The sequence below is a fragment of the Paenibacillus cellulositrophicus genome, assembly GCF_009363095.1.
GTDB classification, from domain to species: domain Bacteria; phylum Bacillota; class Bacilli; order Paenibacillales; family Paenibacillaceae; genus Paenibacillus_AQ; species Paenibacillus_AQ favisporus.
The window spans coordinates 3,265,280-3,290,173 of record NZ_CP045295.1 but is presented as its reverse complement, the minus strand read 5'-3'; the positions used below and the strand labels follow the sequence as shown (position 1 = coordinate 3,290,173).

General features: G+C 55.4%; 21 protein-coding genes and 1 riboswitch. Of the genes, 6 read left to right on the top strand and 15 right to left on the bottom strand.

The window, feature by feature from the left end; genetic code table 11:
- Positions 1–7: 7 nt before the first annotated feature.
- The gene (locus GCU45_RS14815; RefSeq protein ID WP_244364073.1) at positions 8–739 is read right to left on the bottom strand and encodes a histidine phosphatase family protein; all 732 of its coding nucleotides are present in this window, start codon (positions 737–739) and stop codon (positions 8–10) included.
- Between the two features lie 180 nt (positions 740–919).
- Between GCU45_RS14815 and nfsA the strand changes: the two genes are divergently transcribed.
- Entirely contained in the window at positions 920–1,663 is a 744-nt protein-coding gene (gene nfsA / locus GCU45_RS14810) for an oxygen-insensitive NADPH nitroreductase (RefSeq protein WP_152399481.1), read from the top strand.
- Positions 1,664–1,922: 259 nt separating this feature from the next.
- Positions 1,923–2,738 carry a hypothetical protein gene (locus GCU45_RS14805; protein WP_152399480.1) on the top strand — a complete coding sequence of 272 codons (816 nt, stop codon included), beginning with the start codon at positions 1,923–1,925 and terminating at the stop codon, positions 2,736–2,738.
- A gap of 63 nt (positions 2,739–2,801) precedes the next feature.
- Here the strand turns inward: GCU45_RS14805 and GCU45_RS14800 are convergent, their stop codons facing one another.
- The 9 genes from GCU45_RS14800 to GCU45_RS14760 form a co-directional block, all read right to left on the bottom strand.
- The gene (locus GCU45_RS14800; RefSeq protein ID WP_152403091.1) at positions 2,802–3,656 is read right to left on the bottom strand and encodes a TatD family hydrolase; all 855 of its coding nucleotides are present in this window, start codon (positions 3,654–3,656) and stop codon (positions 2,802–2,804) included.
- A 41-nt stretch (positions 3,657–3,697) separates the two neighbouring features.
- Positions 3,698–4,510 carry an ABC transporter ATP-binding protein gene (locus tag GCU45_RS14795; protein WP_152399479.1) on the bottom strand — a complete coding sequence of 271 codons (813 nt, stop codon included), beginning with the start codon at positions 4,508–4,510 and terminating at the stop codon, positions 3,698–3,700.
- A gap of 30 nt (positions 4,511–4,540) precedes the next feature.
- Complete coding sequence (locus GCU45_RS14790; protein WP_152399478.1) at positions 4,541–5,299, bottom strand: ABC transporter permease; 759 nt, start codon at positions 5,297–5,299, stop codon at positions 4,541–4,543.
- Positions 5,296–5,589: a thiamine-binding protein gene (locus tag GCU45_RS14785; protein WP_076172706.1), complete on the bottom strand. Its 294-nt coding sequence runs from the start codon at positions 5,587–5,589 to the stop codon at positions 5,296–5,298. The genes GCU45_RS14790 and GCU45_RS14785 overlap by 4 nt, the downstream gene beginning before the upstream one ends.
- 54 nt (positions 5,590–5,643) lie before the next feature.
- Positions 5,644–6,693, bottom strand: a complete 1,050-nt coding sequence (locus GCU45_RS14780) for an ABC transporter substrate-binding protein (protein ID WP_152399477.1) — start codon at positions 6,691–6,693, stop codon at positions 5,644–5,646.
- A 218-nt stretch (positions 6,694–6,911) separates the two neighbouring features.
- Positions 6,912–7,024, bottom strand: a riboswitch (TPP riboswitch).
- Positions 7,025–7,098: 74 nt separating this feature from the next.
- On the bottom strand, positions 7,099–7,485 hold the full coding sequence (locus tag GCU45_RS14775; RefSeq protein ID WP_116232908.1) for a VOC family protein: 387 nt from the start codon (positions 7,483–7,485) through the stop codon (positions 7,099–7,101).
- Between the two features lie 536 nt (positions 7,486–8,021).
- Entirely contained in the window at positions 8,022–8,618 is a 597-nt protein-coding gene (locus GCU45_RS14770; protein ID WP_152399476.1) for a CGNR zinc finger domain-containing protein, read from the bottom strand.
- Positions 8,619–8,631: 13 nt separating this feature from the next.
- The gene (locus GCU45_RS14765) at positions 8,632–9,372 is read right to left on the bottom strand and encodes an MBL fold metallo-hydrolase (protein WP_152399475.1); all 741 of its coding nucleotides are present in this window, start codon (positions 9,370–9,372) and stop codon (positions 8,632–8,634) included.
- 153 nt (positions 9,373–9,525) lie between these two features.
- Positions 9,526–10,833 (bottom strand): MFS transporter, encoded by a 1,308-nt coding sequence (locus GCU45_RS14760; RefSeq protein WP_280117555.1) that lies wholly within the window; start codon positions 10,831–10,833, stop codon positions 9,526–9,528.
- A gap of 134 nt (positions 10,834–10,967) precedes the next feature.
- Here GCU45_RS14760 and GCU45_RS14755 point away from each other — a divergent pair, with 134 nt between their 5' ends.
- Together GCU45_RS14755 and GCU45_RS14750 are read left to right on the top strand one after the other, a co-directional pair.
- Positions 10,968–11,387 carry a pyridoxamine 5'-phosphate oxidase family protein gene (locus tag GCU45_RS14755; protein WP_076172713.1) on the top strand — a complete coding sequence of 140 codons (420 nt, stop codon included), beginning with the start codon at positions 10,968–10,970 and terminating at the stop codon, positions 11,385–11,387.
- A gap of 241 nt (positions 11,388–11,628) precedes the next feature.
- A complete protein-coding gene (locus GCU45_RS14750; RefSeq protein WP_152399473.1) occupies positions 11,629–13,890 on the top strand; it encodes a bifunctional 2',3'-cyclic-nucleotide 2'-phosphodiesterase/3'-nucleotidase in 2,262 nt (753 codons plus the stop codon).
- Positions 13,891–14,067: 177 nt separating this feature from the next.
- Here the strand turns inward: GCU45_RS14750 and GCU45_RS14745 are convergent, their stop codons facing one another.
- From GCU45_RS14745 to GCU45_RS14725, 5 genes are all read right to left on the bottom strand, one after another.
- Positions 14,068–15,459, bottom strand: coding sequence for an MFS transporter (locus tag GCU45_RS14745; RefSeq protein WP_152399472.1), 1,392 nt, complete (start codon positions 15,457–15,459; stop codon positions 14,068–14,070).
- Positions 15,460–15,700: 241 nt separating this feature from the next.
- Positions 15,701–16,291, bottom strand: a complete 591-nt coding sequence (locus GCU45_RS14740) for a TetR/AcrR family transcriptional regulator (protein WP_145161546.1) — start codon at positions 16,289–16,291, stop codon at positions 15,701–15,703.
- Between the two features lie 252 nt (positions 16,292–16,543).
- Positions 16,544–18,877 carry a glycoside hydrolase family 65 protein gene (locus tag GCU45_RS14735; RefSeq protein ID WP_152399471.1) on the bottom strand — a complete coding sequence of 778 codons (2,334 nt, stop codon included), beginning with the start codon at positions 18,875–18,877 and terminating at the stop codon, positions 16,544–16,546.
- 145 nt (positions 18,878–19,022) lie between these two features.
- Positions 19,023–19,694: a beta-phosphoglucomutase gene (gene pgmB / locus GCU45_RS14730; protein ID WP_152399470.1), complete on the bottom strand. Its 672-nt coding sequence runs from the start codon at positions 19,692–19,694 to the stop codon at positions 19,023–19,025.
- Positions 19,695–19,786: 92 nt separating this feature from the next.
- A complete protein-coding gene (locus GCU45_RS14725; protein ID WP_089549206.1) occupies positions 19,787–20,824 on the bottom strand; it encodes a LacI family DNA-binding transcriptional regulator in 1,038 nt (345 codons plus the stop codon).
- Positions 20,825–21,283: 459 nt separating this feature from the next.
- Here GCU45_RS14725 and GCU45_RS14720 point away from each other — a divergent pair, with 459 nt between their 5' ends.
- A complete protein-coding gene (locus GCU45_RS14720) occupies positions 21,284–23,044 on the top strand; it encodes an alpha-amylase family glycosyl hydrolase (protein ID WP_244364069.1) in 1,761 nt (586 codons plus the stop codon).
- Positions 23,045–23,558: 514 nt separating this feature from the next.
- Positions 23,559–24,881 carry a sugar ABC transporter substrate-binding protein gene (locus GCU45_RS14715; protein ID WP_076172721.1) on the top strand — a complete coding sequence of 441 codons (1,323 nt, stop codon included), beginning with the start codon at positions 23,559–23,561 and terminating at the stop codon, positions 24,879–24,881.
- The last annotated feature ends 13 nt before the right edge of the window (positions 24,882–24,894 follow it).

Below are 24,894 nucleotides of genomic sequence, written 5' to 3'. Positions count from 1 at the left end.
CTGCCGGTTACTTCTGAAGATGCTGGATGAAGGCGAACCCGGCCAGAACGAATCGGCCGTGCCCGCCGGACAGGACGGTCGTGATCGAGCACTCCGGCACCAGCTCGCTCTGCCTGGAGACAAAGGAGGGGTGCCAGCGGTTCAGCTCGCTCTCGGGAAAGGCATTGAGCAAAAAATCCGTGATCAGTCCGCCGTGCGTGATCAAGGCGAGATGTTGGCCCGGATGCTGCAAAGCCTGCTCCGACAGCAGCGATGACAGCCGGTCGCCGGCCTGCCGCGCGGAGTCGCCGACGGGTGGGACGTAATCCCGGTCGTTGGTGCATCGATCCCACATGCGCACAAACGCTTCGAAGGTTTGGCCGGGAAGGTCGCCCCAGTTGGCGCGCTCCCTCAGGCGCACATCGGTGTGCACGGGAAGGCCGGACGCTTCAGCGATATATCCGGCCGTGTCCGCCGCCCGCCGGAGCGGGCTGGACACAATCGCGGCCAGGGGCAGCCGGCCTAAATGCCGGGCGGTCTGACGGGCTTCCAGTACTCCCTCGGGGGAAAGCGGGACATCGCCTATGGCGCGGACCTTGGTGCCGTGTCTGACGAGATAAAAGGTGGTGCTGGTGGCAATCGGATTCATGAAGGGGCCTCCTTGGCATAGACAGTTCGTGTTGCGGTTCAAATCGTTAACGTGATTAACAAACAACAATTGATTTAACGTAAGCGAAATTAGATAATCATCTAAATACATTCTAATGGATTTCTATGAAAAATAGAACACGGGAGGACACAGCGCATCCATTTTTTGAAAGGACGAGGATTGGTTTATAATAAAAGGGTCCATGTCTGCCTGTATTCACGCGATTGCAGGTGCGATACAAATCATGAGGCGGCTAGACAATAACCACTCGCGTTAGGAGATGTATGACTGATGAACGAGGTTATATCCTTAATAAAAAACCACCGCTCCATCCGCAAGTTCAAGAATGAACCGGTTACGGAGGAGCAGCTGAACGAGATCATTTCTGCGGCACAGTGCGCTTCCACTTCCAGCAATGTTCAGGCCTACAGCGTTATCGCGGCCACGGACCCGGCCCTGAAGAAGCAGCTGGCCGAATTAGCCGGCAATCAGGCCTATATCGAGGAATGCCCGGTGTTTCTGATCTGGTGCGCGGATTTGCACCGTTTGGATCAGGTCACCGCCGGGCACATGGCCGGCCGGGAGTCGTACGTGGATTCGACGGAGAATTTTATCGTGGCCACGGTCGATGCGGCCTTAGCGGCACAGACGGCGGCGGTCGCCGCGGAATCGCTCGGGCTTGGCATCGTCTATATCGGCGGCGTCCGTAACCGGATCGCCGAATTGTCCGAGCTGCTGAACCTGCCGGAGCTTGTCTACCCGGTATTCGGCATGTGCCTGGGTGTGCCGGATCAGGAGCCGGGCATTCGTCCGCGTCTGCCGGTGGAGGCGGTTCTGCACCGCAACGGTTACCAGGAGGAGCGGATTCAGGAGCCGGTGCAGGCATATGACCAAACGATGCAGCGCTACCTGTCCGAGCGTACCGGCGGCAAGCGGGATACGCCATGGTCGCAGATTATGGCCGATCGTTTGGCCGAGCCAATCCGGCTGCATATGCGGGAGTTTTTGAGCGGTAAAGGCTTTATGAAAAAATAAACCGGCAGCCGCCGTAACTCGATTATGATATAAAAAGAGGCTTGCGATTAAAAAGCGCAGGTCTCTTTTTTTATTGTGTCTGTTGTGCCAATTTTCCTTTTCCTGGGTAAATAACTTAGGAATGGTGACAAAACCTTCATCCAAAAGTAACGGAGCCGCCCTTTTATAGACAAGCAGGGGTCTCTATAATGCTTATAATCGCATATCCCAGATTGAAAGATATAGAAATGATCATTTTATGGAAAAGGAGCAGCCATACATGCGGACAAGATTCAAAATGGTACTGCCGGGATGCTGTATGCTTCTGGCTTTGGCGGGTTGCACGGAACCGGGCGGCTTGAATGACGGCCTTGGAAGGACTCCTGCTCCCATCGGCGCCGGCGAGGAGGCAGGAAAGCCTGGCAATGCGGAGAACGGGCATCCATCAGGTGGGGCAGCTGGAACAGCGGAGCAGGGGGTGCAGGGGAGTAACGCCTCTTTTGCCGATCAGATGAAGGCCCTGACCAACACGGGGACTGTGAAAAGCTTGAGCTATTCCCGGCTCACCCAAAAATACGTATACATTAAATCGGCGGCCGGCAGCAGCTTCGAGGTCTATTTCGGAGACTATCAGGCGAAAACGGAAAAGCTCGTCATCAAGCATACATACAGCGCCAAGGAGTCAAGTGTATCCCTAAGTCCTACCGGGCCTTACTTTATCGTCAACCGGGTAACGAGCCGCAATCCCGACCGCTATAAATCGGAACTTTACTATACCGGGGATTTGAAGTCCTACGCTGTGCTGAACACCTTCGGCGAGCCCAGATGGGACGAGGATGGCAGGTTGATTCGGTCTACGGAGTATTTCGATAAGCATCCGAATACGTACCGAAGCCAGATCAGTGTGGATTCCTTGAAAGCCGTGCCGGACCCGGACGAGGTGTTCGCTGAGACCGTCACCGTGGTGAAGGGCCCTGAAACGTCCCGGAAGACCGGTGTCATTTTCAACGTGACTAAGGTGGACAAAAACATGATCTATTATCAGGAACTGAATCTGGATACCAAGCGGATTGAAAACAAGCAGAAGCTGTATTAAGGGCATATCCTGGGTTTGTAAAAAGAAAAAGGCCTGTCCGTAGCGGGCAGACCCTTCTTTGATTTAGCGCGGAAGGCCGTAAAAACGGCAGGCATTGGCATGCAGCAGCGCCCTGGCTTCCGGCAGGGGGACGCCACGAATGCTGCTCCATACGCGGGCCACCTCCGCGGTCATGCAGGGATGGGTCATCTGACCGGCGAACGGCCCTTCGAACGGCCAAGGCCCGTCGGTCTCCGTCATCACCTGGGAGGCGGGATACCGGCGCGCGAGCTTCTGGATTTCCGCCTCATAGGCGATATCCGGCGTAAACGAGACGTAATATCCGCTATCCGCCATGCGCCGCACGGTGTCCGCCGATCCTTTGAACCAGTGGAAATGGGCGCGGGAGACGCCGTGCTTTTCCAGCAGATCGCAGGCGATATCCGCATCCTCGTACACGGCATGCAGCACGATCGGCTTGTTATGGTCCCGGGCAAAACGTACGAAGCGCTCAAGCAGCGCCTCGTACGGCCCGTTATCCCATGGAAGCCCGGCTTCGGCAGCCTCCAGCCGCGAGTAGTACGGCAGGCCGACTTCGCCGACGGCGACCATGTCATCCACATGCTCCGCCATCCAGCCAAAGAGTGCGTCGATTTCGCGGTCAGCAGGGAGCGGCTGCTCAGGATGGAAGCCGAAGGCGGGATAGACCTGCCCGGGCCAAGTCTGGGCAAGCCTCAGATTGGCTTGGCTCGATGCCAAATCCATGGACACGCCGATGACGGCTTCGACGCCGGCATCCGTGAGGCTCCCGAGCAGTGCCTGCATCTCGTGCTCCTTATAAGTATCGAGATGAATATGGGCATCGATCAAGGGCGCAAGCGGCGACCGGTTCGCCTCCGCCGGCGATGCGGATGCCGCTGCTGCCCGGTCGAGGACCATCTCTTGGCCGTTTGCGGGGTTTACTTCGCTGTGGTTGCCGCTCATAGGCGTGAACCTCCTTGCTGTGCAGCCTGCATTTTTCGCTGCTCCTCGCGCATCCATTCGCTCAGCTGACGCTTCAGCTGCAGAAACTCGGGAGCCTCCGTCACTTCCTCGCGCCGCGGGCGCGGAAACGGCACGTCGATGGCGTGCAGCACCGCGGCCGGCCGGCTTGAGAAGACGTAAATGCGGCTCGAGAGCAGCAGCGCCTCCTCGATGTTGTGCGTAATGAAGAGAACCGAGCGGCGGTTCTCTTCCCAAATGTCGAGCAGCCAGCGCTGCATGTCGCTGCGGGTCAGCGCATCGAGCGCGCTGAACGGCTCGTCCAGGCACATCAGCTCCTGCGGGCTGAGCAGCGCGCGGAGAAAGGCCGCCCGCTGCTGCATGCCGCCCGACAGCGTATGCGGATGCGCCTTCTCAAAGCCGGCCAGGCCGACTTTGGCGAGCCAGCGCCGCGCGTCTTCACGGGCCTCCCGGCTGACGGGGCCGTGCACCTCCTGGGCCAGCAGCACATTGTCCTCGATCGTCCGCCAAGGGAACAGGGCGGGCTGCTGCGGCATGTAGCTGATATGCCCCTGCTGCCCGGTCACCTCGGCACCGTTCATCCGGACTGTGCCGGCATCCGGGCGGGTCAGCCCGCCGATCACGTGCAGCAGCGTGCTCTTGCCGCTTCCCGACGGTCCGATGATGGACACGAATTCGCCTTGGCCCACGGTCAGCGAAATGTCGCTGAGTACCGGCAGCGTCCGGCGCTTCTCCTTGAAGCTTTTGCTGACGGAGTCGATCTCCAGCGCGGGCGTGGTTTCTTTATTCATCACGGTATATCTCCTTTCCGGCCAGGCCCGCTAGCCCTGCTTCGGCTTCCAGCGGACGAACCATTTTTCGAGCAGCGCAATCAGCCCGAACATCAACAGGCTCAGCACGACGATAATCATGATCGCCACGAACATGCGGTCGGTGCGGTAGCCCGATTTTTGCAGCATCATATAATAGCCGATGCCCTTGTCGGCCCCCAGCCACTCGGCGATAATCGCACCCATGACACTGTAGGTGGCGGCGATTTTAATGCCGGAGAAGATGGAAGGGAGCGCGTAGGGCAGCTCCAGCTTGGCGAAAATTTGGCCCTTGCCCGCCCCGATCATGCGCATGTAGTTCATCATGACGGGATCGGTCTGCTTCAAGCCGCCCAGGGCGGCGACCGCCACCGGGAAAAAGCAGACGAGCGTGATGACGATCAGCTTGGGCAGGAGGCCGAAGCCGAACCAGATCATCAGCAGGGGGGCGAGGGCGATTGTAGGAATATTTTGGCTTAGAATGAGCAGCGGATACAGCGCCTGTTTTAAAAACGGAATCAAATGCAGAATCAGTGCGATGACCAGCCCGATGGCGGTTCCGATGGCGAAGCCGAACACGGTCAGCTTCAGCGTGGCCCATACATGCTCCCACAAGCCGCCGGAAGCGGCCGCGGCTTCCCGGGCGATGTCGCTCGGCGCAGGCAAAATCCATTGTTCAATATGGAACAGGGAGGTCAGCAGCTGCCACACGAGCAAAAAGAAGATGACCGCCACGAGGGGCGGCCATACGTTTTTCCACCAGCTTCTCATGGACGGTACTTCTCCGTCAGCTTGTCCATGCTGATTCCGCCGGGATTATGGGCGATTTTGACTTGGGAGATGATACTCGGGCTGCCTGCGGCCACCAGAGCTTCGTGCATTTTGCGCACGACGTCCAGCAGCTCCTCCAGCTCGCCCTCCATTGTCGTTTCCAGCGGGTGCACCTCATGCTTCACGCCGGACTGCTGAATGACCTCAATGGCACGGTCGACGTAGGCGTAAGAGTCTTCGTTGCCCGGCGTCTTCGGGATCACCTGAATGCTTAACAGCGTATTGGCCATGCGAATCAACTTCCTCTCTTGATAAGATTACGTGTATTTTAGGTTAGATGCGGCTTATTGTTCCGGCAAAAAGTCGTTCGTGTACGCTCTCTTCACGTCCAGCGGTTTGTCCAGCAGTTTGTGCTCGTACATCCAGTCGGAATAGCCCTTCCAGATTTGTTCCTTTTGCTCGCCCCAGCGGGCTGCGTCGTCCTGATATTTAGGACTTAACCATTTCTGGCTTTCGATCACCAGCTGCTTATCGAGGTCCGGCACGTCCTTCAGCAGCAGGTTGGCAGCGTCTTCCGGCTTGTCGATCGCGTACTGATAGCCTTTGGCGGTCGCGCGCATAAACGCTTTAACCAGCTCAGGGTCGTCCTTGATCTGCTTCTCGTTCGTTACGAGAACCGGCGTGTAGTAGTCCAGCTTCTCGGAATAATCTTTGACATACAGCATGTCCAGCGGCTCGCCGCGCAGCTTCGCCTCGATACCAGTCCAGCCGTAGAAGATCCAGGCGAAGTCGATGTCCCGCTTCACGGCGGTAAAATAATCGGCGTCGCCCATGTTGACGATTTTCACCTTCTTCACGTCCGCCTTGTCGATCTCCATGATGGAGCCCATGACGGCTTCCTCCACAGGGGAGCCCCAGCCGCCGTAGGTTTTGCCTTCAAAATCCTTCGGCGTCTTGATGCCCCGGTCCACCGGTGCGGCAAAGCCCGACGTATTGTGCTGGATGACCGCGGCGATCGAGACGAGCGGCACGCCCTGCGTGCGGGCCTGGGTCACACTCTCCTGATAGCTAACGCCGAAGGGTGCCTTGCCGGAAGCGACCATGGCATCGGCGCCGGTGGAGCCCGGCTGCACGATTTCGACGTTCAAGCCTTCTTCTTTATAGTAGCCCAAGTCTTTGGCAGCGTAGAGCCCAGTGTGGTTCGTGTTGGGCGTCCAGTCGAGGACGACTTTGACGTCCTTCAGCGGCTTCGCTGCGGTGTTATCCTGGCCTGCCGTGCTGTCGGAAGCGGATGTTCCTTCTCCGCTGCCCGTATTGTTCTGGCCGCCGCCGCATCCGGCAAGCGCCAGTACGAGCATGCAGACCAGCAGCAGTCCGATGGATTTGTTCTTCATGGCTTTCTCTCTCCTTTGATGTCCGGCCGTTCTTATTCTCTTTTGTGGAAGCATCGACCGGTGATCCCCTCTCCCCGTTATATTTAGAATCGTAAGCCGATCTGAGTGACTGAATCATAGAAGCATTCGCAAGGCGTAATCCCGTTTTTCATTAGTATGAATGAAAAAAGCGCCCCGTAAACGGGACGCTTCATATGCGCAAGATCAGCACGGCTTGTATGCCGTGACAAACGGTTTCCTACGCTGGCATTACCCAGATCAGGTTAAAAGGGTCAGTATCTTGAAGGGATACAATCTCAGCCGGCCAATTCCAGCACCCCGGATTCTATAAGGTTTTCGGGTTGTTTTCCTCCCATATTATAGTCCATCCCCATGGGGGTGTCCAGACATCCGCCCGATTCCAGATTATCTCTGGAAAAATTCGATCCATTCTTTTTCCGGACCATAGATAAAGAAATATTGGTATCCGTTGGGCAGGGTCACGATTTCCTGATCGATCAGCTCCACGCCGTCGAGCGCCTGGATCCGCTCAAATTCCTTCTGAATGTCGTCGACATGGATCGCAAAATGGTGCACCGTGCCTTCGGCAGGCAGGTCGTAGCTGTAGCCTTGAATGAGCTCGATTTCCGTCTCGTTACTGTCCCCGAAGCCGAGAAACGCCAGCTGGAACACGCCGTTGGTGTGCGTCAGCCGGCCTTTCAGCTCCAGGCCCACGATCTCGGTATAAAATCGGATGGTTGATTCCAAATCCCGTACGACGATGCCGACATGATCCAAACGTTTATTAGCCATATGTATAAGCTCCTTTTCATAGTACTTATAAGTAATGGGTTTGCCCTAAATTAAGGCCATTATAGCATTTAAATCCGAGTTGTAAGGCAACTTTATGCAAACATCATTGTTTATAAATTATAGGCTGTTTGGTGGCTTCGTTAGGTATTGAAACAGTCAGGAACGGGGGAGAGGGTCCTGAAAAAAATAATTGCAGCATGGCTTTTCATGTGTATGTTGACAGCATGTACCGGGCCAACGTCTGGCGGAGGGGACATAACGATACTCGATAAGCAGCTCATTGGCTCGACATATTGGATTGTCGTCGAGAAAACCCATAGTAAAGAAGAAGGACCAGTTAAAATTAAAGTCGATAATGAAAACACTTGGAACTTGTTAGAGGTCGGAAGAACGTACCTATCGACATACTCATACAAGTCGTTGGACAAAGGAGCTAAACTGCTGAGTGTCCGCCATATAAATCAAGGGCAGTGAATAACGCAACAGGCTCATTTGACTAAAGCCCGGGATGTCCATCAGACGATCCCAGGCTTATTTTAGTTCCCGCGCTGCTTCTTCTTCGCATAAAATTCGGCCGCCTTATGGCGGTTGCCGCAAGTTTCCATGCTGCACCAGCGCCGCTTGCCGCTCTTGGAGGTGTCCACAAAGTGCAGGATGCAGTCGTCATGCTCGCAGATCCGGATGCGGTCCGAAGATACGCTTGCCAGCGTCTCGAACAGGGAGCGGACGATGGGGTACAGCACGCCTTGGACGGCGGTTTGTCCGTAGGTGATGAGAAGGGGGGTGCCCTGTGCATCCCGCTCAGCCCGGAGCGCCACGTCTAACCGCGAAGCTTCGGCCTCCATGGCGGCGAATGCCTCATCCGACAAGCCACCATGGTCCAGGTCTTCTAGAACGAGCCGGCACACGCCGCGCAGACGGAGCAGTTCGGGCAGCAGGTCTTCCCGCGTCACAGCTGAAGCGGCCCCTGCGGTATTGTTCAAACCGTGCAATTCATTATCGTGGAGCCATTCGTCTAAATAACCTGGCTCCGCCAGCATATCCGTGACCCGATGCTCCCGCATGCGAACCGTATTGGCGAGATTGATCCACAGGGCGCCCCCCAGCACGTTGCGGGAAGGGGATTTATCCATGATGCGTCATCCTTTATAGAGTAATCGTTTCCTTTGTGTTCAGGAATGCTATGTCCATTGTATCACCAACTGCAGTCCGCAGGCGATTCTGCCAATCGGGAGTCTGCAGGTATACAGGCGGATGGTGGATGGCGGTATGGTGGATCGGCACCAGCCGTTTGGCCCCGAGAACGCGTGCGGCCGCGGCCGCTTGTTCCGGAAGCAGCGTAATCGGCATGCCGCTGGGCGGCTGACGATCAGGACGTTCCAGAACGGCACCGTTCACCGGCAGGCATACCGCATCGAATGGGCCGTGGGCCGCGGCAATCTTCCACCAGTAGCCGTGCCACAGCGTATCTCCGCAGTGGAGCAGGCGGTGCTCGCCGTCGCTCAGCGCCCAGGCGATCTGCACGTCTCCGACCCCGTCGACGGAGTACGTGGCGGCTGCGCCCAGCGCACCGATTTGGAAGGCATCGCCGACGGAAGCACCGATTACGCGGTTGAGGCCGCTATTTTCGGCAAGGAGGACGCTCTCCTGCGGGAGGTACACGGGAATGTCAGCCCCGTAGGCATCGATGATGGCCTGGGGATCAAAGTGATCCGTATGCTCATGGGTGATCAGCACCGCATCTGCCGGGCCGTATTCGTTAAGCGGGAAGAGCGCTTCGTGAGACTGGGCGTATCTTTCCGGAAAATGATAAAGCGGGTCAATGACCACCGATGTGGCTCCTGCCGTCACCCGAATGCCTGCCCAGGGAAGCTTTTGAAGTTCCATGTCAATCCATCTCCTTCGTATAACCTTTAAAATTTTTATTACAAGTTATAATTGGATTATAATCGCATTTATATAACCTGTAAATATATTTTTAGTGGTTATATAAAAATAAAAAAAAAGCGGACCTGCTGGCCCGCATTTAATTTGAATGGCTTATTTTCCTGCACCTGACGACCCCTGCAGTCCGCCCTGGTGAGCTAGCTTCCGCCGCTGCAGCTGGAAGGCCGCAAAGCTGAGCACGACCATGCCGGCGGTAAACACCGCGAGCATCCAAGCCGACTGGTTTACTTCCAGATGGTCCAGGCTCCAGCCCATGATAAGCGGCAGGATGGCTCCGCCGACGCCGCCGGAGGCGATCAAAATGCTGGGCGTCGATTCTTCGCTGCCCTGCAGCAGCTTGCTCGCAAATACGAGCGCAATCGAAAAGATCCCCGACATGAACAGCCCGAGCAGCAGGATGATCGCGAAAGCCGACCATACCTGGCCCATCAGCGGGAACACGATCAGCAGCACCAGGGTGATGAGGCAGCTGAACAGCACGTAGACCCGGTAATGAATCTTTTCGGCAACGACGCCGGCAAAGATCCGGCCGACGGACATCGCGATCCAGAAGCAGGTGACGCTGAGCGCCGCGGCGGCTTCCTTCATGCCCATTTTCTCAATCAGGATGGCGGGCATAAAGTTGGCCAGGCTCATCTCGGTGCCGACGTACAGAAAGAAGAATACGATAAAGAGGACGAGAATGCCGAAGGCTCCGCCTTGATAAGGGAAGCGTTTGGCCGAGGAATGCTCTTGACCGGATACGGAAGCGGCAGACCCTTTGGCGCTCAACACGGCATCGATTTCACCGAAGGAGGCCTTCGACCAGAACAGCAGCGTGACGAGTGCAATCAGCGAAATCACGAGGAACGAGAACCTCCACCAGCCTTCCGTAATGAATCCGCTTGCGATTAGCGGCATGACCATGGCCCCGACCCCGAAAAAGACCTCCAGGCGGCTCATCGCCACAGCGGTTTTATCAGTAATCGCCGCAATAATAATGGTCCCGATCACCGCTTCGATCATGCCGAAACCAAAGCCTGCACACACGGCAATGGCGTACAGCCATTCCCAAGGCGGCAGCAGGGTATAGACCAGCTCGGCGGCCGTAAGCAGGCCGATGGCGATCAGCAGCCCTCCCCTTTTACCAAAACGGCGGTTCAGCCACGGGGATACGAGCACACCGGCCAGAAAACCGGCGAACTGGGTGAAGATGAGCGTCCCGCCTTCGCTGTATTCGCGGTCATAATGCTCCAGCAGCACGGGAAGGACCGATCCCAGCACGACATGAGCCAGGCCGATCAGAAAATAGGATAGACATCCTATCCAAATGAGTCGTTTCATGAGGAACTCCTTTACAGTATTAAATTCTTGGTGCGGACAAGCCGGATGACGGCCGGTATCTCCATCATAACAAGGTATTCAGGGCACGTCATGCCTATTCTTGGATAAAAGCTGCCGTGTTCGAAGGTTCATCCTATACCGGACAGGGTACACTATGGGTACGGGCTGCGCCCATGGACAACACGAAGCAGAAAGGAGCGGATCATCTAGAGATGGAAGCGAAAATCATCCTGGAACAAAATCTGGCCAAAATACTGGATCACAACCAGTTTTGCTCATTTGCCACAGTGGAAGGCAACCGGCCGAAGCAGCGGTATATGGCTTTATATAATCAGGGCCTCAGCATCCATCTGGTCACCGACCGCAAGACGCATAAAGTCGAGGAACTGGAGGAAAACCCTCACGTTTCCCTGCTGCTGGGCTATGAAATCGGGGGATCGCGTGAGGTTGTGGAGATTGAAGGAACCTGCAAAGTAACGGCTGAGGACTCCCTGCGTAAGCAGATCTGGAAGGAAGAATTCAAGAAGCGGTTTACCGGTCCCGATGATCCGGATTACGTCCTGCTTGAAATTACGCCCGTCCGTGTAGAATATACGGGGAAAGATGGGGAAAAGCACGAATGGATCGAGTAGATTCACTGTGTCCATAAGCAATTGGAACCATTTTCATAGATCCGTGATACGCCCTGATGCTCGAGACCTTGTTCTCGGGCATTATTTTTTGGGAATTGGATGTATTTGTCTTTATTTCATAGGTTACATCGATATAAACTACTCTTGTAGACAGAACTTAATTTAACAATGGTTAGTTAAATAAAGGGGTTAAATTTGTTCTGCCCACCGTACTCGATGTACATCTATTAGGAGGGGTAACATGTCGAAGTCCCGTAAAAAAGTCCTCAAAGGCATCACCGCCGCAGCCGTTGCGATCAACGTGCTCGCCGTTCCAATGGTGCCGGTATTTGCGGACAGCAGCAACGGATCCAAGGTGAAGCTGCGGATCATGGAAACATCCGATTTGCACGTGAACATGGTCAACTATGACTACTATGCGGACAAGCCCACTGACGAATACGGGTTTGCCAAGACGGCCAGCCTGATCAAGGCAGCCAGAAACGAAGCGAAGAACAGCCTGCTGTTCGATAACGGGGACTTGATCCAAGGGAATCCGCTTGGCGACTACGTGGCCAAAGTGAAACCGCTTAAAGAGGGCGAAGTGCACCCGGTTTACAAAGCGATGGACCTGATGGATTACGATGCCGGCGGCGTCGGCAACCATGAATTCAACTATGGTCTGGACTTCCTGAAGCTGTCGGAAGAAGGAGCCAACTTCCCGATTGTCAACGCCAACGTCTACAAAGACGACGGGGACAAGGATGACAGCAACGACGTGAACTATTTTACCCCTTATACGATTTTGGACAAAAAGGTTACGGACGAGAACGGCAAGGAGCAGACGATCAAGGTCGGTGTGATCGCATTCGTTCCTCCGCAAATTTCCCAATGGGATAAAGCCAACCTTGAAGGCAAAGTCATCGTGAAGGACATGGTTGAGACCGCCAAAAAGTTCATTCCGCAGATGAAGAAGGAAGGAGCCGACGTCATCGTCGCTATTCCTCACTCCGGCTTTGAGGATATTCCGGAGACGCCTCTGATGGAGAATACCGTTCTGTATCTGAGCAAGGTGGAAGGTATTGACGCCATCCTGTTCGGACATGCCCATAAAACGTTTCCGAGCGCAGAATTTAAGGGGAAAACCGGCGTCGACCTGGAGAAAGGCACGATTAACGGCGTTCCTTCGGTCGAACCTGGATTCTGGGGCGATCACCTCGGCATCATCGACCTGAACCTGGAGAACGTAGGCGGCAAGTGGAAAGTAGTTGACTCGAAAACCGAAGCGCGCCCGATCTACGATACGGCAAACAAAAAGGCGCTCGTTGACGCCGATCAAGAAATCGTGAACGCAGTTAAAACAGAACATGATGCAACAATCGATTATGTACGCGGACCGGTAGGCAAAACCAGTGCGCCGATCAACAGCTATTTTGCACTCGTACAGGACGATCCGTCCATTCAAATCGTCACCAACGCCCAGAAATGGTATGTCGAGAAAAACCTGAAGGGGACCGAATACGAAAACCTTCCGGTGCTGTCGGCAGGGGCTCCTTTCAAGGCGGGCGGACGTAACGGCGCTTCGTATTATACGAACATTCCGGCCGGAACGATCGCGATCAAGAACGTCTCCGACCTCTATGTGTACCCGAACACCGTGCATGCCGTTGTCGTTACGGGAGCCGAGGTGAAGGAATGGCTGGAGTGGTCCGCAGGCCAGTTCAACCAGATCGATCCTTCCAAGACGACCGAGCAGCCGCTCGTGAACATGGACTTCCCGACATACAATTACGATGTCATCGACGGCGTAACGTATCAAATCGATGTGACCCAACCGAACAAATACGATGCAAAGGGCACGGTAGTGAATCCTTCGGCAAACCGTATCAAGAATTTGCAGTTCGGCGGCAAGCCGATCGACCTGAAGCAGAAGTTTGTCGTGGCGACCAACAACTACCGCGCTTCGTCCTCGAAGCTCGCCAACCCGGACGGCAAGCGGATCATCATGGCCGCTCCGGACGAAAACCGTCAGGTCATCATCGACTACATCCGTGACAACGGAACCATCAATCCGTCCGCTGACGGCAACTGGACTTTTGCGCCGGTGGATGCCAAGCTGAACGTGACCTTTACCTCTTCTCCGGATGCGAAGGACCTTGCGGCCAGCAGCAAAAACATGAAATACATCGGCGCGGCCGAAGACGGCTTTGCCAAATACGGACTCGATTTGTCGGTTAGCACGGCAGGTACGGCACCGGTGACCCCTCCGGCTACCACACCGGAGACGCCTTCGAAGCCGTCCGAGCCATCGACGCCGGCGCAGCCTTCGAAACCGTCCACGCCGTCCAAACCGGCTCCGGCACCGGAAACGAAGCCTTCCGGCAAAGTATACGTCATCAAGAAGGGTGACAACCTGTACCGCATCGGCATCAAGTTCGGTGTGGACTGGAAGACCATCGCCCATGTCAACGGCATTACGAACGTGCATGGATTGAAGGTCGGACAGCAAATTATGATTCCGTAAGTTTCAATCTATAGGTACGATTCGGGATTTACCGCGAAAGGACGAAAGAGCAGAGAAAGTTCTGCTTTTCGTCCTTTTTTTGTTCAATAGAAAATTTATGAATGTCCAGGGAGTCCCGCAAGGTTCCGGAATCGGCATGGGGGTTTGCGGCGGAGCCAAGTGCATGAGCGGGACGGATTATGAGCCGACACCGGCGCGGGTGTTCTGCTGCGGTGCCGCGCTGCGTCCAAAGCGGAGCAGGTAGACGACAGCGACGATGATCATCATGACGGCCAGCACCAGGAAAATGCTGCTGTACAAATAGCTGCCCGGATACGTGTTCAGTGGGTTCCAATGGGCAGAGGAGCCGGTGTCGAGAATGCTGCTGTACACGGACGTGGCAACCGCTGCACCGATGAAATTCAGCATGCTGAGCAGTCCCATCCCGACGCCGGTCTCTTCCTTGGCCAGCGTGCGGGAGACGGTGTTCGAGAGCGCGACCTGCATGAAGGTCTGGCCGACATTGCTGAAGATCAGCACAATGGCGATGATCCAAGCATTGATGCCGGCAAAGGCGGAGAGGAGAAAGAAGCCGATCATTTGAAGAAGGGCTGCGATGCAGACGACGAAGAGGTTGCCCTTCAGGTCGGCGAACTTTCCTCCCGCGAAGCCGAGCAGCGCGGAAGCCGCGGCACCCGGAATCATGATCAAGCCGATGACACTGGCGTCCAAATGATTGGACCCTGCCAGCAGCTGCGGGATCAGGAACGGGATCGAGAACGCGATACAGGAAATGACGAAGGCAATGCCGATGCCAAAAGTATAGTTTAGATTCCGGAACAGCCGGGGCTGCACGAACGGATCGGCTGCTTTGCGGATACGGATGACGAACAGAATAAGCAGCAGCGCTCCGGCGGCTGCCGCAACCCAGCCTCCACCGGTCAAGGCGAACAGGATCAGACCGGTCGCGGCGGCGAGCAGTCCGCCGCCCAGAACGTCCATGCGCCCACTGCTTTCTTTGGCATCGTCAAGGTATTTCCGGTAAAAGGGCAGGGTGAGCAGAACGAGGACCGAGAAGCAGAAGAGCCAGCGCCATCCGGCGTAGCCCATAATCAGCCCGGAGACCACGGGGGCGAGCGTATTGCCGACGGCGAGGCCGATCGCCGACTTGCCGAGGGCGCGGCCCCGGGTCTCCGGCGGGAAATAGCGGACGGGGATGATCATGGCGGCCGCCGGGATCACCGACGATCCGGCCGCCTGAAATACCCGGCCGATGACGATCATCCAGTAGGCGCCGGCGGCGAGCCCGAAGACGGAGCCGAGCACGAACACGATCAGCCCGATGGTGATCAGTTTTTTCAGGGCGTATTTGTCCGCCAACTTTCCGTAGGTCACCGATCCGACCGCATAGACGAGCATGTAGGCGGAGGACACCCAGCTGACCTGGGCGGCGCTCAGGTGAAATTCCGCCCGGATGCCGGGCAGCGCGATATTGAACATGGAAACGTTCATGACCGAAATAACCAGCGTGAACATGAGAATCTGGATCAGTTTGTTGCCTTGATTGACGGACTCGGCCGTAGATTTCATCGTTATTCCCTTCTTTCGGATAAGTGATTAGCTGAGGAGCCATTCGGCGGCGGACAAAATGTCTGTCAGCACTTACTGACATATAGTGCAGAAAAGCGCTGCAATATGCGCTTTTTTTAAGCTCAAAGCCTTTTTTGACTGCAAAAGGGCACTAATTTCCAAGGTATACGCCCGATATGAAAAAATAGGTGCATTTATTGGCGGTCGAGCAGCGGGTTCAACGCCACTCTTGCGATAAAAGTTAAGGGGTTAACGCTCTGGTGAACAGCCGGACGCTTTCCTCAATAAAGGCGTCCATCTCGATATCCGTAAACGTTTGGACCGCATGGGTCGTATTGAGGAAGGCCCCGAGGTTCATCCACATAAAAGCGACAGCCGTCAGCGACGGGTCCTTCGTGACCAGCTTCCCTTGATCGGACATGTACTTGAAGTAATTCGTCAGAACCTCCCGAAACTGCCGGGGGTGGCTTTCGGAATAATCCCGGAAGCCGGGCAAATGATCGCCGACCTGAATGCTGATAATAACCAGCTTTCGGTTGCGGTCCATAATTTTATGATAGGTCCGGCTGATCATAAGCAGGTCCTCGTGCAAATTTCCCGTGAGCTTTTCCTTAAATAGCTTCTGCATCTCAGCTGCATACAAATAGCGGTCATATGCCTTCTCCAGCAGGTTCTGTTTGCTGCCGAAATGACGGAAGAGCGTCTTCTCGCTCAGCCCGGCTTCAGCGGCGATTTCACGTGTGGACACCCCGTCATAGCCTTTGGCGGAGATGAGATCGATTGCCGCCTGCATCAGCTTATCCTGGGTGCATAACTGGTTGTTTTCGTTCATGTGACTCTGCCCACTTTCCATGATCTGACTGTCAGTACTTACTGTCATCATAATCTTCGGGTTTGCTCTTGTCAAGGGCAAACGCCCGCTCTTTGCATAGGAAAAAGCAGCCCGGCTTTCAAAAAGCCAGGCCGCTTTTCGGCAGTGGAGTTGATGTTAGTCCAAGACAGTATTCTCAATTTAGATTACATCTGCACTGTTCAATGTCAGTTACGCTGTACTGCTTAATGTCACCTAGCTGCGCTGCCCATGTCAGCTTACAATCGCGCTGCTGCTCGGATTGCCGATGCCTGCTTGGACCTGGCCCAGCCCGCCGAGCTGATAGCCGCGCCCGTAAACGCTGATGCTGACCGGAGTTTCGGTCTCATTGGTCACGGTCACATCCTGTTCGCCTACCGTTACTTGGAGACGCGCGCCGCGGAACATCACTTTGAAGGAGAAGGAGCTCCAATGTCCCGGATTGAACGGATTCAGGTTCAGCACTCCATCCTTGACGCGCAGCCCGCCGAACCCGTGCACGACGGACATCCAGGTGCCGGCCATGCTGGTGATGTGGCAGCCGTCCTCGGTGTCGTTGTTGTAATTGTCCAGATCTAGGCGCGATGTGCGCAGGTACATTTCGTACGCCTTCTCCCGGTAGCCCAGCTCACAGGCGATGATCGAGTGAACACAAGGGGAGAGGGAAGACTCGTGCACGGTCAGCGGTTCGTAAAAGTCGAAGTTCCGCTTTTTCGTATCGAGGTCATATCGGTCCCCCAGGAAGAACAGCCCCTGCAGCACGTCGGCCTGCTTGATGTACGCCGAGCGCAGGATCCGGTCCCAAGACCAGTTCTGGTTCAACGGCAGGTTCGACGGGGCAAGGTCCTTGACCTGCGTCAGATCCTTGTCGAGGAAGCCGTCCTGCTGAAGGAAAATGCCGCGCTCCGCATCAACCGGATAATACATTTTCGCAAGGATGTCGCCCCATTTGGCCGTTTCTTCGGGCGCCAGCGCCAGCTTGGCCACCAGTTCCTCGTAGTGTGCCGGGTCGCTTGCCTGAAGGTCGGACAGCACCTGCAGCGTATACTCCAACGTCCAGCAGGCGATCCGGTTGGTATACCAGTTGTTGTTGACGTTGTTTTCGTATTCGTTCGGCCCGGTCACGCCCAGAATCATGTACTGGTCCTTGGCTGGGACGTAGTTTACCCGTTCTTCCCAGAAACGGGAAATTTCAACGAGCACCTCCACGCCGTATTGGGCGAGGTAGCTGTCATCGCCGGTGTAGTTGACGTAGTTGTAAATGGCGTAGGCGATCGCTCCGTTACGGTGGATTTCCTCAAATGTAATCTCCCACTCGTTATGGCACTCTTCGCCGTTCATCGTCACCATCGGGTAGAGTGCGCCTTTGGCAAAGCCGAGTTTACGGGCGTTCTCGCGCGCCTTCTCGAGGTGCTTATAGCGGTAGATCAGCAGGTTGCGGGCGATGGTGGCATCCGCCGTGCTCAGATAGAAAGGCAGGCAGTAGGCTTCGGTGTCCCAGTACGTGCTGCCGCCGTATTTTTCCCCGGTAAAGCCTTTGGGCCCGATGTTCAACCGGTCGTCCTCGCCGGTGTATGTCTGGTTTAGCTGAAAAATGTTAAACCGGATCGCCTGCTGCGCCGCCACGTCCCCTTCGATCACGATGTCGCTCTCGCGCCATTTGGCCGCCCAAGCCTGCACCTGCTCCTCATACAGCTGCCCGAAACCGGCAGCAGCAGCATCCTGAAGCGCCGATCGTCCTGCGTCCAGCAGCTGGGCGTACCCGTAGTCGCGCGAGGTCACGTTCGCTACGTATTTGTAGATGACGGTCTCCTCATCCTGCTTGGCTTCCACCTGTACGCGGTAGCCGGCGAACTTCTCCTGCTCGATCTGCTCCGGTTCCAGCACCAGCTTGGCGCCGTTCTGATGGATCTCAAACGTCATGACCGAGGTGACGTGAAAATCGAGCTTTTTGGTCCGGACCGTTAATGCGGCGTTGTCCGCGGTCACTTCCTTGTGCACTTCGACCCAGAATTTCTCGTCATAGTTCGAATCTTTGTTCTGCACATCGCCGTCCAAGTACGGCGTGACGGTCAGCGTTCCGCTAAAGTTCAGCGGCGTCACCGCATAGCGGATCGCTCCGATCTCATACCGGGCCAGGCTGACGAAACGGACCGCCTCGACGCGAATCTCCTTCCCATCCGGCAGGGCGGCGGTAAAGCTGCGCGACAGCGTACCTTCCTTCATGTTCAGCACGCGTCTGAAAGCCTTGACCTGACAGGCTGCGAGATCAAGCTCGGTGCCATTAACCGAGATGCCGATGCCGATCCAGTTGGTGCTGTTCAGCACCTTGGCAAAATACTCGGGGTATCCATTTTTCCACCAGCCCACCCGTGTTTTGTCGGGATAGTAGACACCGGCCATGTAGCTTCCCTGCAGAGACGGACCGCTGTAATCCTCCTCAAAGTTGGCGCGCTGGCCCATATATCCGTTGCCGATGCTGAAGACGCTCTCGGATATTTCCTGCTGCTGGGGATCGTACTGCTCCTCGATAATATTCCATGGGTCCAACGTTAGATATTGTTTCATAGTTAACTGGCTCCTTCGGAAAAAAAAGTGTTATTAACTCTTTGTTATGCGACGTATAATCATTGTGCTGCGCAGGACAGGGGAGTCCTGGTTTTCATCTCTGCCAGGACTCCCTGCTGCACGAACGCCGCCTGGTTCGGGGAACCTAGCGGTGAGAAACTAGCTCAAGCAGGCGGACTGTCGTCATGTCCTGCAGCGAAGGCACCACGGCATCCGCCGCGCCCAGTACTTCCGGCGAGCCGATGCCGATGCTGCGCATTCCGGCCCGCTTGGCGGCTTCGATGCCGGCCTCGGCATCCTCGAACACGACGCATTCCTGCGGCTGTGCGCCAAGCTCCCGGGCACCCAGCAGGAAAACCTCCGGATCGGGTTTGGCGCTTGCCGTTTTGGTTCCGTCGATAATCGCGTCGAAATACGGAACAAGGCCGGTGTTGTTCAGGATGGTCATCGCATTTTTGCTGGCTGATCCCAGGGCAATGAGGATTCCGTTCTCACGCAGCTCCCGCAGGAAGGCGAGCGCCCCCGGAAGGATCTCCTGTTCATCCATATGCGAAATATACTCGACGTACCAGCGGTTTTTCTTGTCGGCCAGCACGGATTTGGTCGTATCGTCCAGCTCAAGCCCGCCGACTTCAAGCAAAATGTCCAGCGACGCCATTCGGCTGACACCCTTGAGGCGCTCGTTATCCTCCGGAGTAAATACAAAGCCGAGCTCTTCGGCCAGGCGTTTCCATGCGAGATAGTGGTATTTGGCTGTGTCGACCAGGACCCCGTCCAAATCGAACAGGCAAGCTTTAATGGGAGCTGCAGCTGTCATTTGTCATTCCTCCTTATGTAGTTGTGCAAACGTTTGAACAAACGGGTGAAAAGAAATGAAGCACCGGGATGCTCCACATGGTTTTGATACGTTTACGATGGTTTAGGCGGCGTAAAAATGGACGATTCCCGAATCACCAGCCGGTGGGGAATAATGTGGCGCTTCTGGAACTGCCGGTCCCCGTCGTGCTGAATGGACTGAATCAGCGCCTGGGCTGCGGTGTAGCCCAAGTTATAGATGCCGATATCCATGCTGCTGATGGGCGGCGTGGACAGTTCGGCGATGGAAATGTTGTTGAAGCTGACGATGCACAGGTCGTCCGGAACACGGTAACCGAGCTCGTGAAGTCCACGCAGGACACCTAGCGAGACGAGATCGTCCATGACCACGAGGGCAGTGGGACGCTCCGGCAGATTCATGAAAAACGACATCGCCCGGTAGCCGCTCTCCTGGAGAAACTCGCCTTCGACGATCCAGTCCTTGCGCATCTCGAGCCCCGCCTCTTTCAGAGCGTTCGTGTAACCTTTCAGCCGGTCGCGCGAGACGATGTGATTCGGAGGCCCGCTGACAAAACCAATCCGCTGGTGGCCGAGGGATATCAGATGTTTGGTCGCGTCGTAAGCGGCCTGAATGTTGTCATTGTCCACGGACAGAATGTCCGGGTACTTCTCACTGCGTCCGATCAGCACGAACGGATGGCCGTTCTGCTGCAGAAAATCGACCACCGGATCCTCTTTGCGCGAATAGAGCAGGATCGCCCCGTCAACGCGCTTGCCGTTCAGCAGCCGGGAGACGGCCTCGACCTCCTCCTTCTCACTGCCTCCGGAACTGATCAGCACATCGTATCCCGAGCGGTTGGCCTGGGTGACGATACCGCGGATCAATTCCATGAAGAACAGATTCAGGAACAGCTCTTCGGCAGGCTTGGGCAAAATGACGCAAATGCTGCTCGTCGTCTTGGAAACCAGACTTTTGGCCGTCATGTTGGGGTGGTATCCGAGCTCCTCCATGACATCCCGTACCTTCTGCGACGTTTCACGGCTGATTCTGGAGTTATTCGACAGCACTCGGGAGACGGTGGAGGGGGAAACGCCCGCTCGTTTGGCGACATCTTTAATCGTTACAGACATTTGTTACCTCCTGTGGAACCGTTTGCACTATATCGTAAATGAGAAACGGCCGTCTCATAGACGCTGGCTATTTTACAATTGCTATCTTAGCCGAAAGCCCCAAGCTTGTAAATATCCAACCTGTGGCGGCGAAAGAAGCCGGTGGGATCTAGCTTGAGGCACTTTTTACAAGCAGGAATGGGCGGCGGTAATATAAAAAACCATGATATAGATAGAATAGTCAAGAAAATAAAAGATAATACAGTATGTATCGCTATATATTGCGAAAAATCGGGTATAAATCCAGCTTTTCATAGAAATTAAGCCGTCGTATTCTCCATACAGACCGGTGTCGTCCGAAAGCTGCCCAGGGTCAGTCCAGTTCGCCAGCAATTGTATCCGCTTTCTTTCCTGGTGATTGACGGGGCTGATCGGCAGTATTCTGCTCAAGGGATGCCGGATCAAGCAAAGGAGGATGTCATGAAAACAAACAAATGGGGCATGCCAGCAGGACAACAACTGCGGAGGCTGGCAGCAAGCGTAACGGCGGTAATCATGGCGGTTGCCCTGCTGTCGGGATGCAGCAGCACGGGAAACCATGCTGCGAATGACAACGGGGCTCAAGAGCGGCAGCCCGATGCAGAAGCTGGCAGCCAGACGGCAGAACAACAGGGGCAGGCGGGAACGGGAACCACAGCAGGGGAACAGCTTGGCGGAACTGCCGCCACGGCCGTTGACGAGCAGCCATCGACCGTGTTCTATGAGGTGTTTGTCCGCTCGTTCTATGATTCGAACGGGGACGGCATCGGCGATTTGAAGGGGCTGACACAGAAACTGGATTACCTGAACGACGGCAATCTGGCTACGACGGATGATCTCGGTGTCGGCGGCATCTGGCTGATGCCAATCCAGCCGTCGCCCAGCTACCATGGGTATGACATTACCGACTACGAGGGCATTAATCCCGATTACGGGACGCTGGAAGATCTGCAGGAGCTGATCGCCGAGGCGCACAAGCGCGGGATCAAGGTCATCATGGATCTGGTGTTGAACCACACCAGCACGCAGCACCCCTGGTTTGTCAGCGCTTCGAAGGATCCGGGCAGCAAATATAGGGACTGGTACGTGTGGGCGGAAGACCAGAAGCTCAGTCCCACCGGGGTCAGTGCAGCCGGCAGCGGCAGTCCGTGGCATGCCTTGAACGGAAGCCACTATCTGGCCACGTTCTGGGAAGGTATGCCGGATCTGAATTACGACAATCCCGAGGTGCGGGCGGAAGCCGTCCGGATCGGCCAATATTGGCTGAAGCTCGGCATGGATGGATTCCGGGTGGACGGCGCCAAACACATTTACGAGAACCTGCAGAGCGACCGGGGCCAGGCGGCCACAGCCAAAAACACGGCGTGGTGGCAGGAATTCCGGACCGGCATGAATCCGGTGAACAAGGAAGCCTATATCGTGGGTGAGGTATGGGAAAATTCGGCCGCTGCCATCGCGCCATATCTGGATCAGGCCTTTGATTCGGGATTTAATTTCAGCCTGGCGGAGAGTATCCTGAGCGCGGTGAAGGACGAGAAGGACAACAGCCTTGCCTTTACGCTGCAGCGGACACAGCAGTTCTACGGCAAACAATCACAGGGGCAGTTCACCGACGCCATTTTTCTGTCGAATCACGACCAGGACCACGTAATGAGCCAGCTGGACGGAAATCCGGACCATGCGCGGATGGCCGCGGCGCTGCTGCTGACGCTGCCGGGCAACCCGTTTATTTATTACGGCGAGGAAATCGGCATGCGCGGCGTGAAGCCCGACGAGCGAATCCGGGAACCGATGGTGTGGAGTGATCTGTCTCCTCAGCCCGGCCAGACGTCGTGGGAACAACCGCTTCTCACAGGAGAAGCAGCGAAAGGAATCAGTGTCCAGTCTGAATCGGCCGACCCGAACTCGCTGCTGTCCACCTATCGGGACCTGATCCGCTGGAGAGAGGACGTTCCCGCATTGCGGGATGGCGACATCCAGAGCTATGACTCCGGCAATCCGGCCGTGGTGTCCTTTGTGCGCCGTAGTGCACAACAAACTGTGCTAGTTTTGCACAACTTGTCAGGCAAGGAGCAGCAAGTCCAGCTCGAAGCAGGGCAGGGAAGGGGAATCGAAAAGGTACTCAAAAGCAGCAGTAAATCCACGGTTTTAGAGCAAAATTTGCTTCACATCCCTCCATATTCCAGTGTGGTTTTGGAATAAAATTGACGTAATTTAAAGATATAATGCGATATGGATAGAATAATAAAGAAAAATGTTGTTTATATTCTGTAAATGGGCTAAAACACATTGTGCAAACGTTTTTACAAAAATATAGACGTTGTGTATGATAAACGCATGTTTAAAGCGCTTACTTGGTAACTTCCGCACAAGGAAATACCGACGATTCTTAAAAAAACTGCGGATTTACGCTGACCTTGCCATCTGATTGCTTAGTCGATCATTATCCGGGAAGGGCTTCATAACATGCATCCAATCATGCCGTGCCAAGAAAGGCGCTTGCAAATGGGAAGTTAGGCATGTTTATGAAATCGTTTGCGCAAGTATGCAGGTCCTCAAGTAGAGTCGGCAGGGCATCAGTCGGCAGGCATCAGGTATTCATTGGAATCGACGAGGTATCAGGCATGAATGGGAGTCAGCAAGGCAGCTGGTATTAAAGGGAGTCAGTAAGTCAGTAGTGTAACGAGTAAATGATCAGAGAGGGGTTCGTTTTGGAATGAAGATGAAAAAGGTTATGGCGCTGGTCGCAACGTTGACCATGGCATTCTCGATTACGGCGTGCGGCAGCTCCGGCAGCAAGGCGGAGGAGCAAACTCCATCGACTACAACAACTGAAACGGCGGCTACAGACGGCCAGTCGGATAACACAGCGGCTTCGGGCGACAGCCTTCAGCCGGAAGAAGGGGCTTCCCTCGTCGTATGGGAGTCCAAAGAGGAGCGCTCTTTTACCGACGAAATCGCCAAGCAGTTTACCGAAAAGTACAACGTACCGGTCAAGATTGAAGAGGTAGCGGCAACAGATCAGGTAACGAAGCTGTCCCAGGATGGTCCGTCGGGGCTCGCAGCCGACATCGTGATGTTCCCTCACGATAACCTGGGCAGAGCCGCGGCAGCGGGACTGCTGCTCGCCAACGATGCGTTCAAGGACGAAACGGTGAAAAACAACACGGAAGCCTCGATTCAAGGCGTTACCTATGACGGCGTGCTGTACGGGTACCCGAGAGCGGCCGAAACGTATGCCCTGTACTACAACAAGAGCCTTGTGAAGGAAGCGCCAAAGACGTTCGATGACGTCATTGCGTTTGGCAAAACCTTCACCGACAAAGCCAAGAAGAAATACGGCATCATGTGGGAAACGGGCAACATGTATTTCAACTATCCGTTTATCGCAACGACCGGCGGATACATTTTCGGTAAAGACGGTACGGATAAAGACGATATCGGCCTCAACAGCGAAGGCGCGGTCGAAGGCCTGAAAACCTATGTGCAGCTGAAGGAAATCCTTCCGGTGAAGAGCGGCGACATTTCGCCGGACATCAAGCGCAGCTTGTTCAACGCGGGTGACGTGGCGATGGACATTAACGGCCCATGGGAGCTTGCCGGCTACAAGCAAGCGCTCGGCGACAACCTTGGCGTAGCTCCGATCCCTACGATCGGCGGCAAAGCGGCAATCTCGTTCTCCGGCATCAAAGCCTGGTACGTCAACTCCTTTACGCAGTATCCGAATGCAGCCCAACTGTTCGCGAACTTCGCCTCCAGCAAGGACGCCCAGCTGCTGCTGAACACGAAGGTTGGTTCCATCCCGACGAACAAAGAGGCGCTGGAATCCGATCAAATCAAAAACGATCCGTACATTTCGGCTTTTGCGGAGCAGACGAAAAACTCCCAGCCGATGCCTTCCATCCCGGAAATGGGCAACGTATGGAGTCCGGTGAACGCGGCACTGCCTGAAATTTGGGACAACAACGCGGATCCGAAGGCAGCGATGGATAAAGCGGCACAGCAAATCAAAGATCTGAACAACGGCGCAACCAAGTAAGGCATCGACGCAC

Coding starts and splice junctions, on each gene's coding strand:
- GCU45_RS14815 (WP_244364073.1), bottom strand. CDS start 739: ATGTATTTAGATGATTATCTAATTTCGCTTACGTTAAATCAATTGTTG.
- nfsA (WP_152399481.1), top strand. CDS start 920: ATGAACGAGGTTATATCCTTAATAAAAAACCACCGCTCCATCCGCAAG.
- GCU45_RS14805 (WP_152399480.1), top strand. CDS start 1,923: ATGCGGACAAGATTCAAAATGGTACTGCCGGGATGCTGTATGCTTCTG.
- GCU45_RS14800 (WP_152403091.1), bottom strand. CDS start 3,656: ATGGTCCTCGACCGGGCAGCAGCGGCATCCGCATCGCCGGCGGAGGCG.
- GCU45_RS14795 (WP_152399479.1), bottom strand. CDS start 4,510: ATGAATAAAGAAACCACGCCCGCGCTGGAGATCGACTCCGTCAGCAAA.
- GCU45_RS14790 (WP_152399478.1), bottom strand. CDS start 5,299: ATGAGAAGCTGGTGGAAAAACGTATGGCCGCCCCTCGTGGCGGTCATC.
- GCU45_RS14785 (WP_076172706.1), bottom strand. CDS start 5,589: ATGGCCAATACGCTGTTAAGCATTCAGGTGATCCCGAAGACGCCGGGC.
- GCU45_RS14780 (WP_152399477.1), bottom strand. CDS start 6,693: ATGAAGAACAAATCCATCGGACTGCTGCTGGTCTGCATGCTCGTACTG.
- GCU45_RS14775 (WP_116232908.1), bottom strand. CDS start 7,485: ATGGCTAATAAACGTTTGGATCATGTCGGCATCGTCGTACGGGATTTG.
- GCU45_RS14770 (WP_152399476.1), bottom strand. CDS start 8,618: ATGGATAAATCCCCTTCCCGCAACGTGCTGGGGGGCGCCCTGTGGATC.
- GCU45_RS14765 (WP_152399475.1), bottom strand. CDS start 9,372: ATGGAACTTCAAAAGCTTCCCTGGGCAGGCATTCGGGTGACGGCAGGA.
- GCU45_RS14755 (WP_076172713.1), top strand. CDS start 10,968: ATGGAAGCGAAAATCATCCTGGAACAAAATCTGGCCAAAATACTGGAT.
- GCU45_RS14750 (WP_152399473.1), top strand. CDS start 11,629: ATGTCGAAGTCCCGTAAAAAAGTCCTCAAAGGCATCACCGCCGCAGCC.
- GCU45_RS14745 (WP_152399472.1), bottom strand. CDS start 15,459: ATGAAATCTACGGCCGAGTCCGTCAATCAAGGCAACAAACTGATCCAG.
- GCU45_RS14740 (WP_145161546.1), bottom strand. CDS start 16,291: ATGAACGAAAACAACCAGTTATGCACCCAGGATAAGCTGATGCAGGCG.
- GCU45_RS14735 (WP_152399471.1), bottom strand. CDS start 18,877: ATGAAACAATATCTAACGTTGGACCCATGGAATATTATCGAGGAGCAG.
- pgmB (WP_152399470.1), bottom strand. CDS start 19,694: ATGACAGCTGCAGCTCCCATTAAAGCTTGCCTGTTCGATTTGGACGGG.
- GCU45_RS14725 (WP_089549206.1), bottom strand. CDS start 20,824: ATGTCTGTAACGATTAAAGATGTCGCCAAACGAGCGGGCGTTTCCCCC.
- GCU45_RS14720 (WP_244364069.1), top strand. CDS start 21,284: ATGAAAACAAACAAATGGGGCATGCCAGCAGGACAACAACTGCGGAGG.
- GCU45_RS14715 (WP_076172721.1), top strand. CDS start 23,559: ATGAAGATGAAAAAGGTTATGGCGCTGGTCGCAACGTTGACCATGGCA.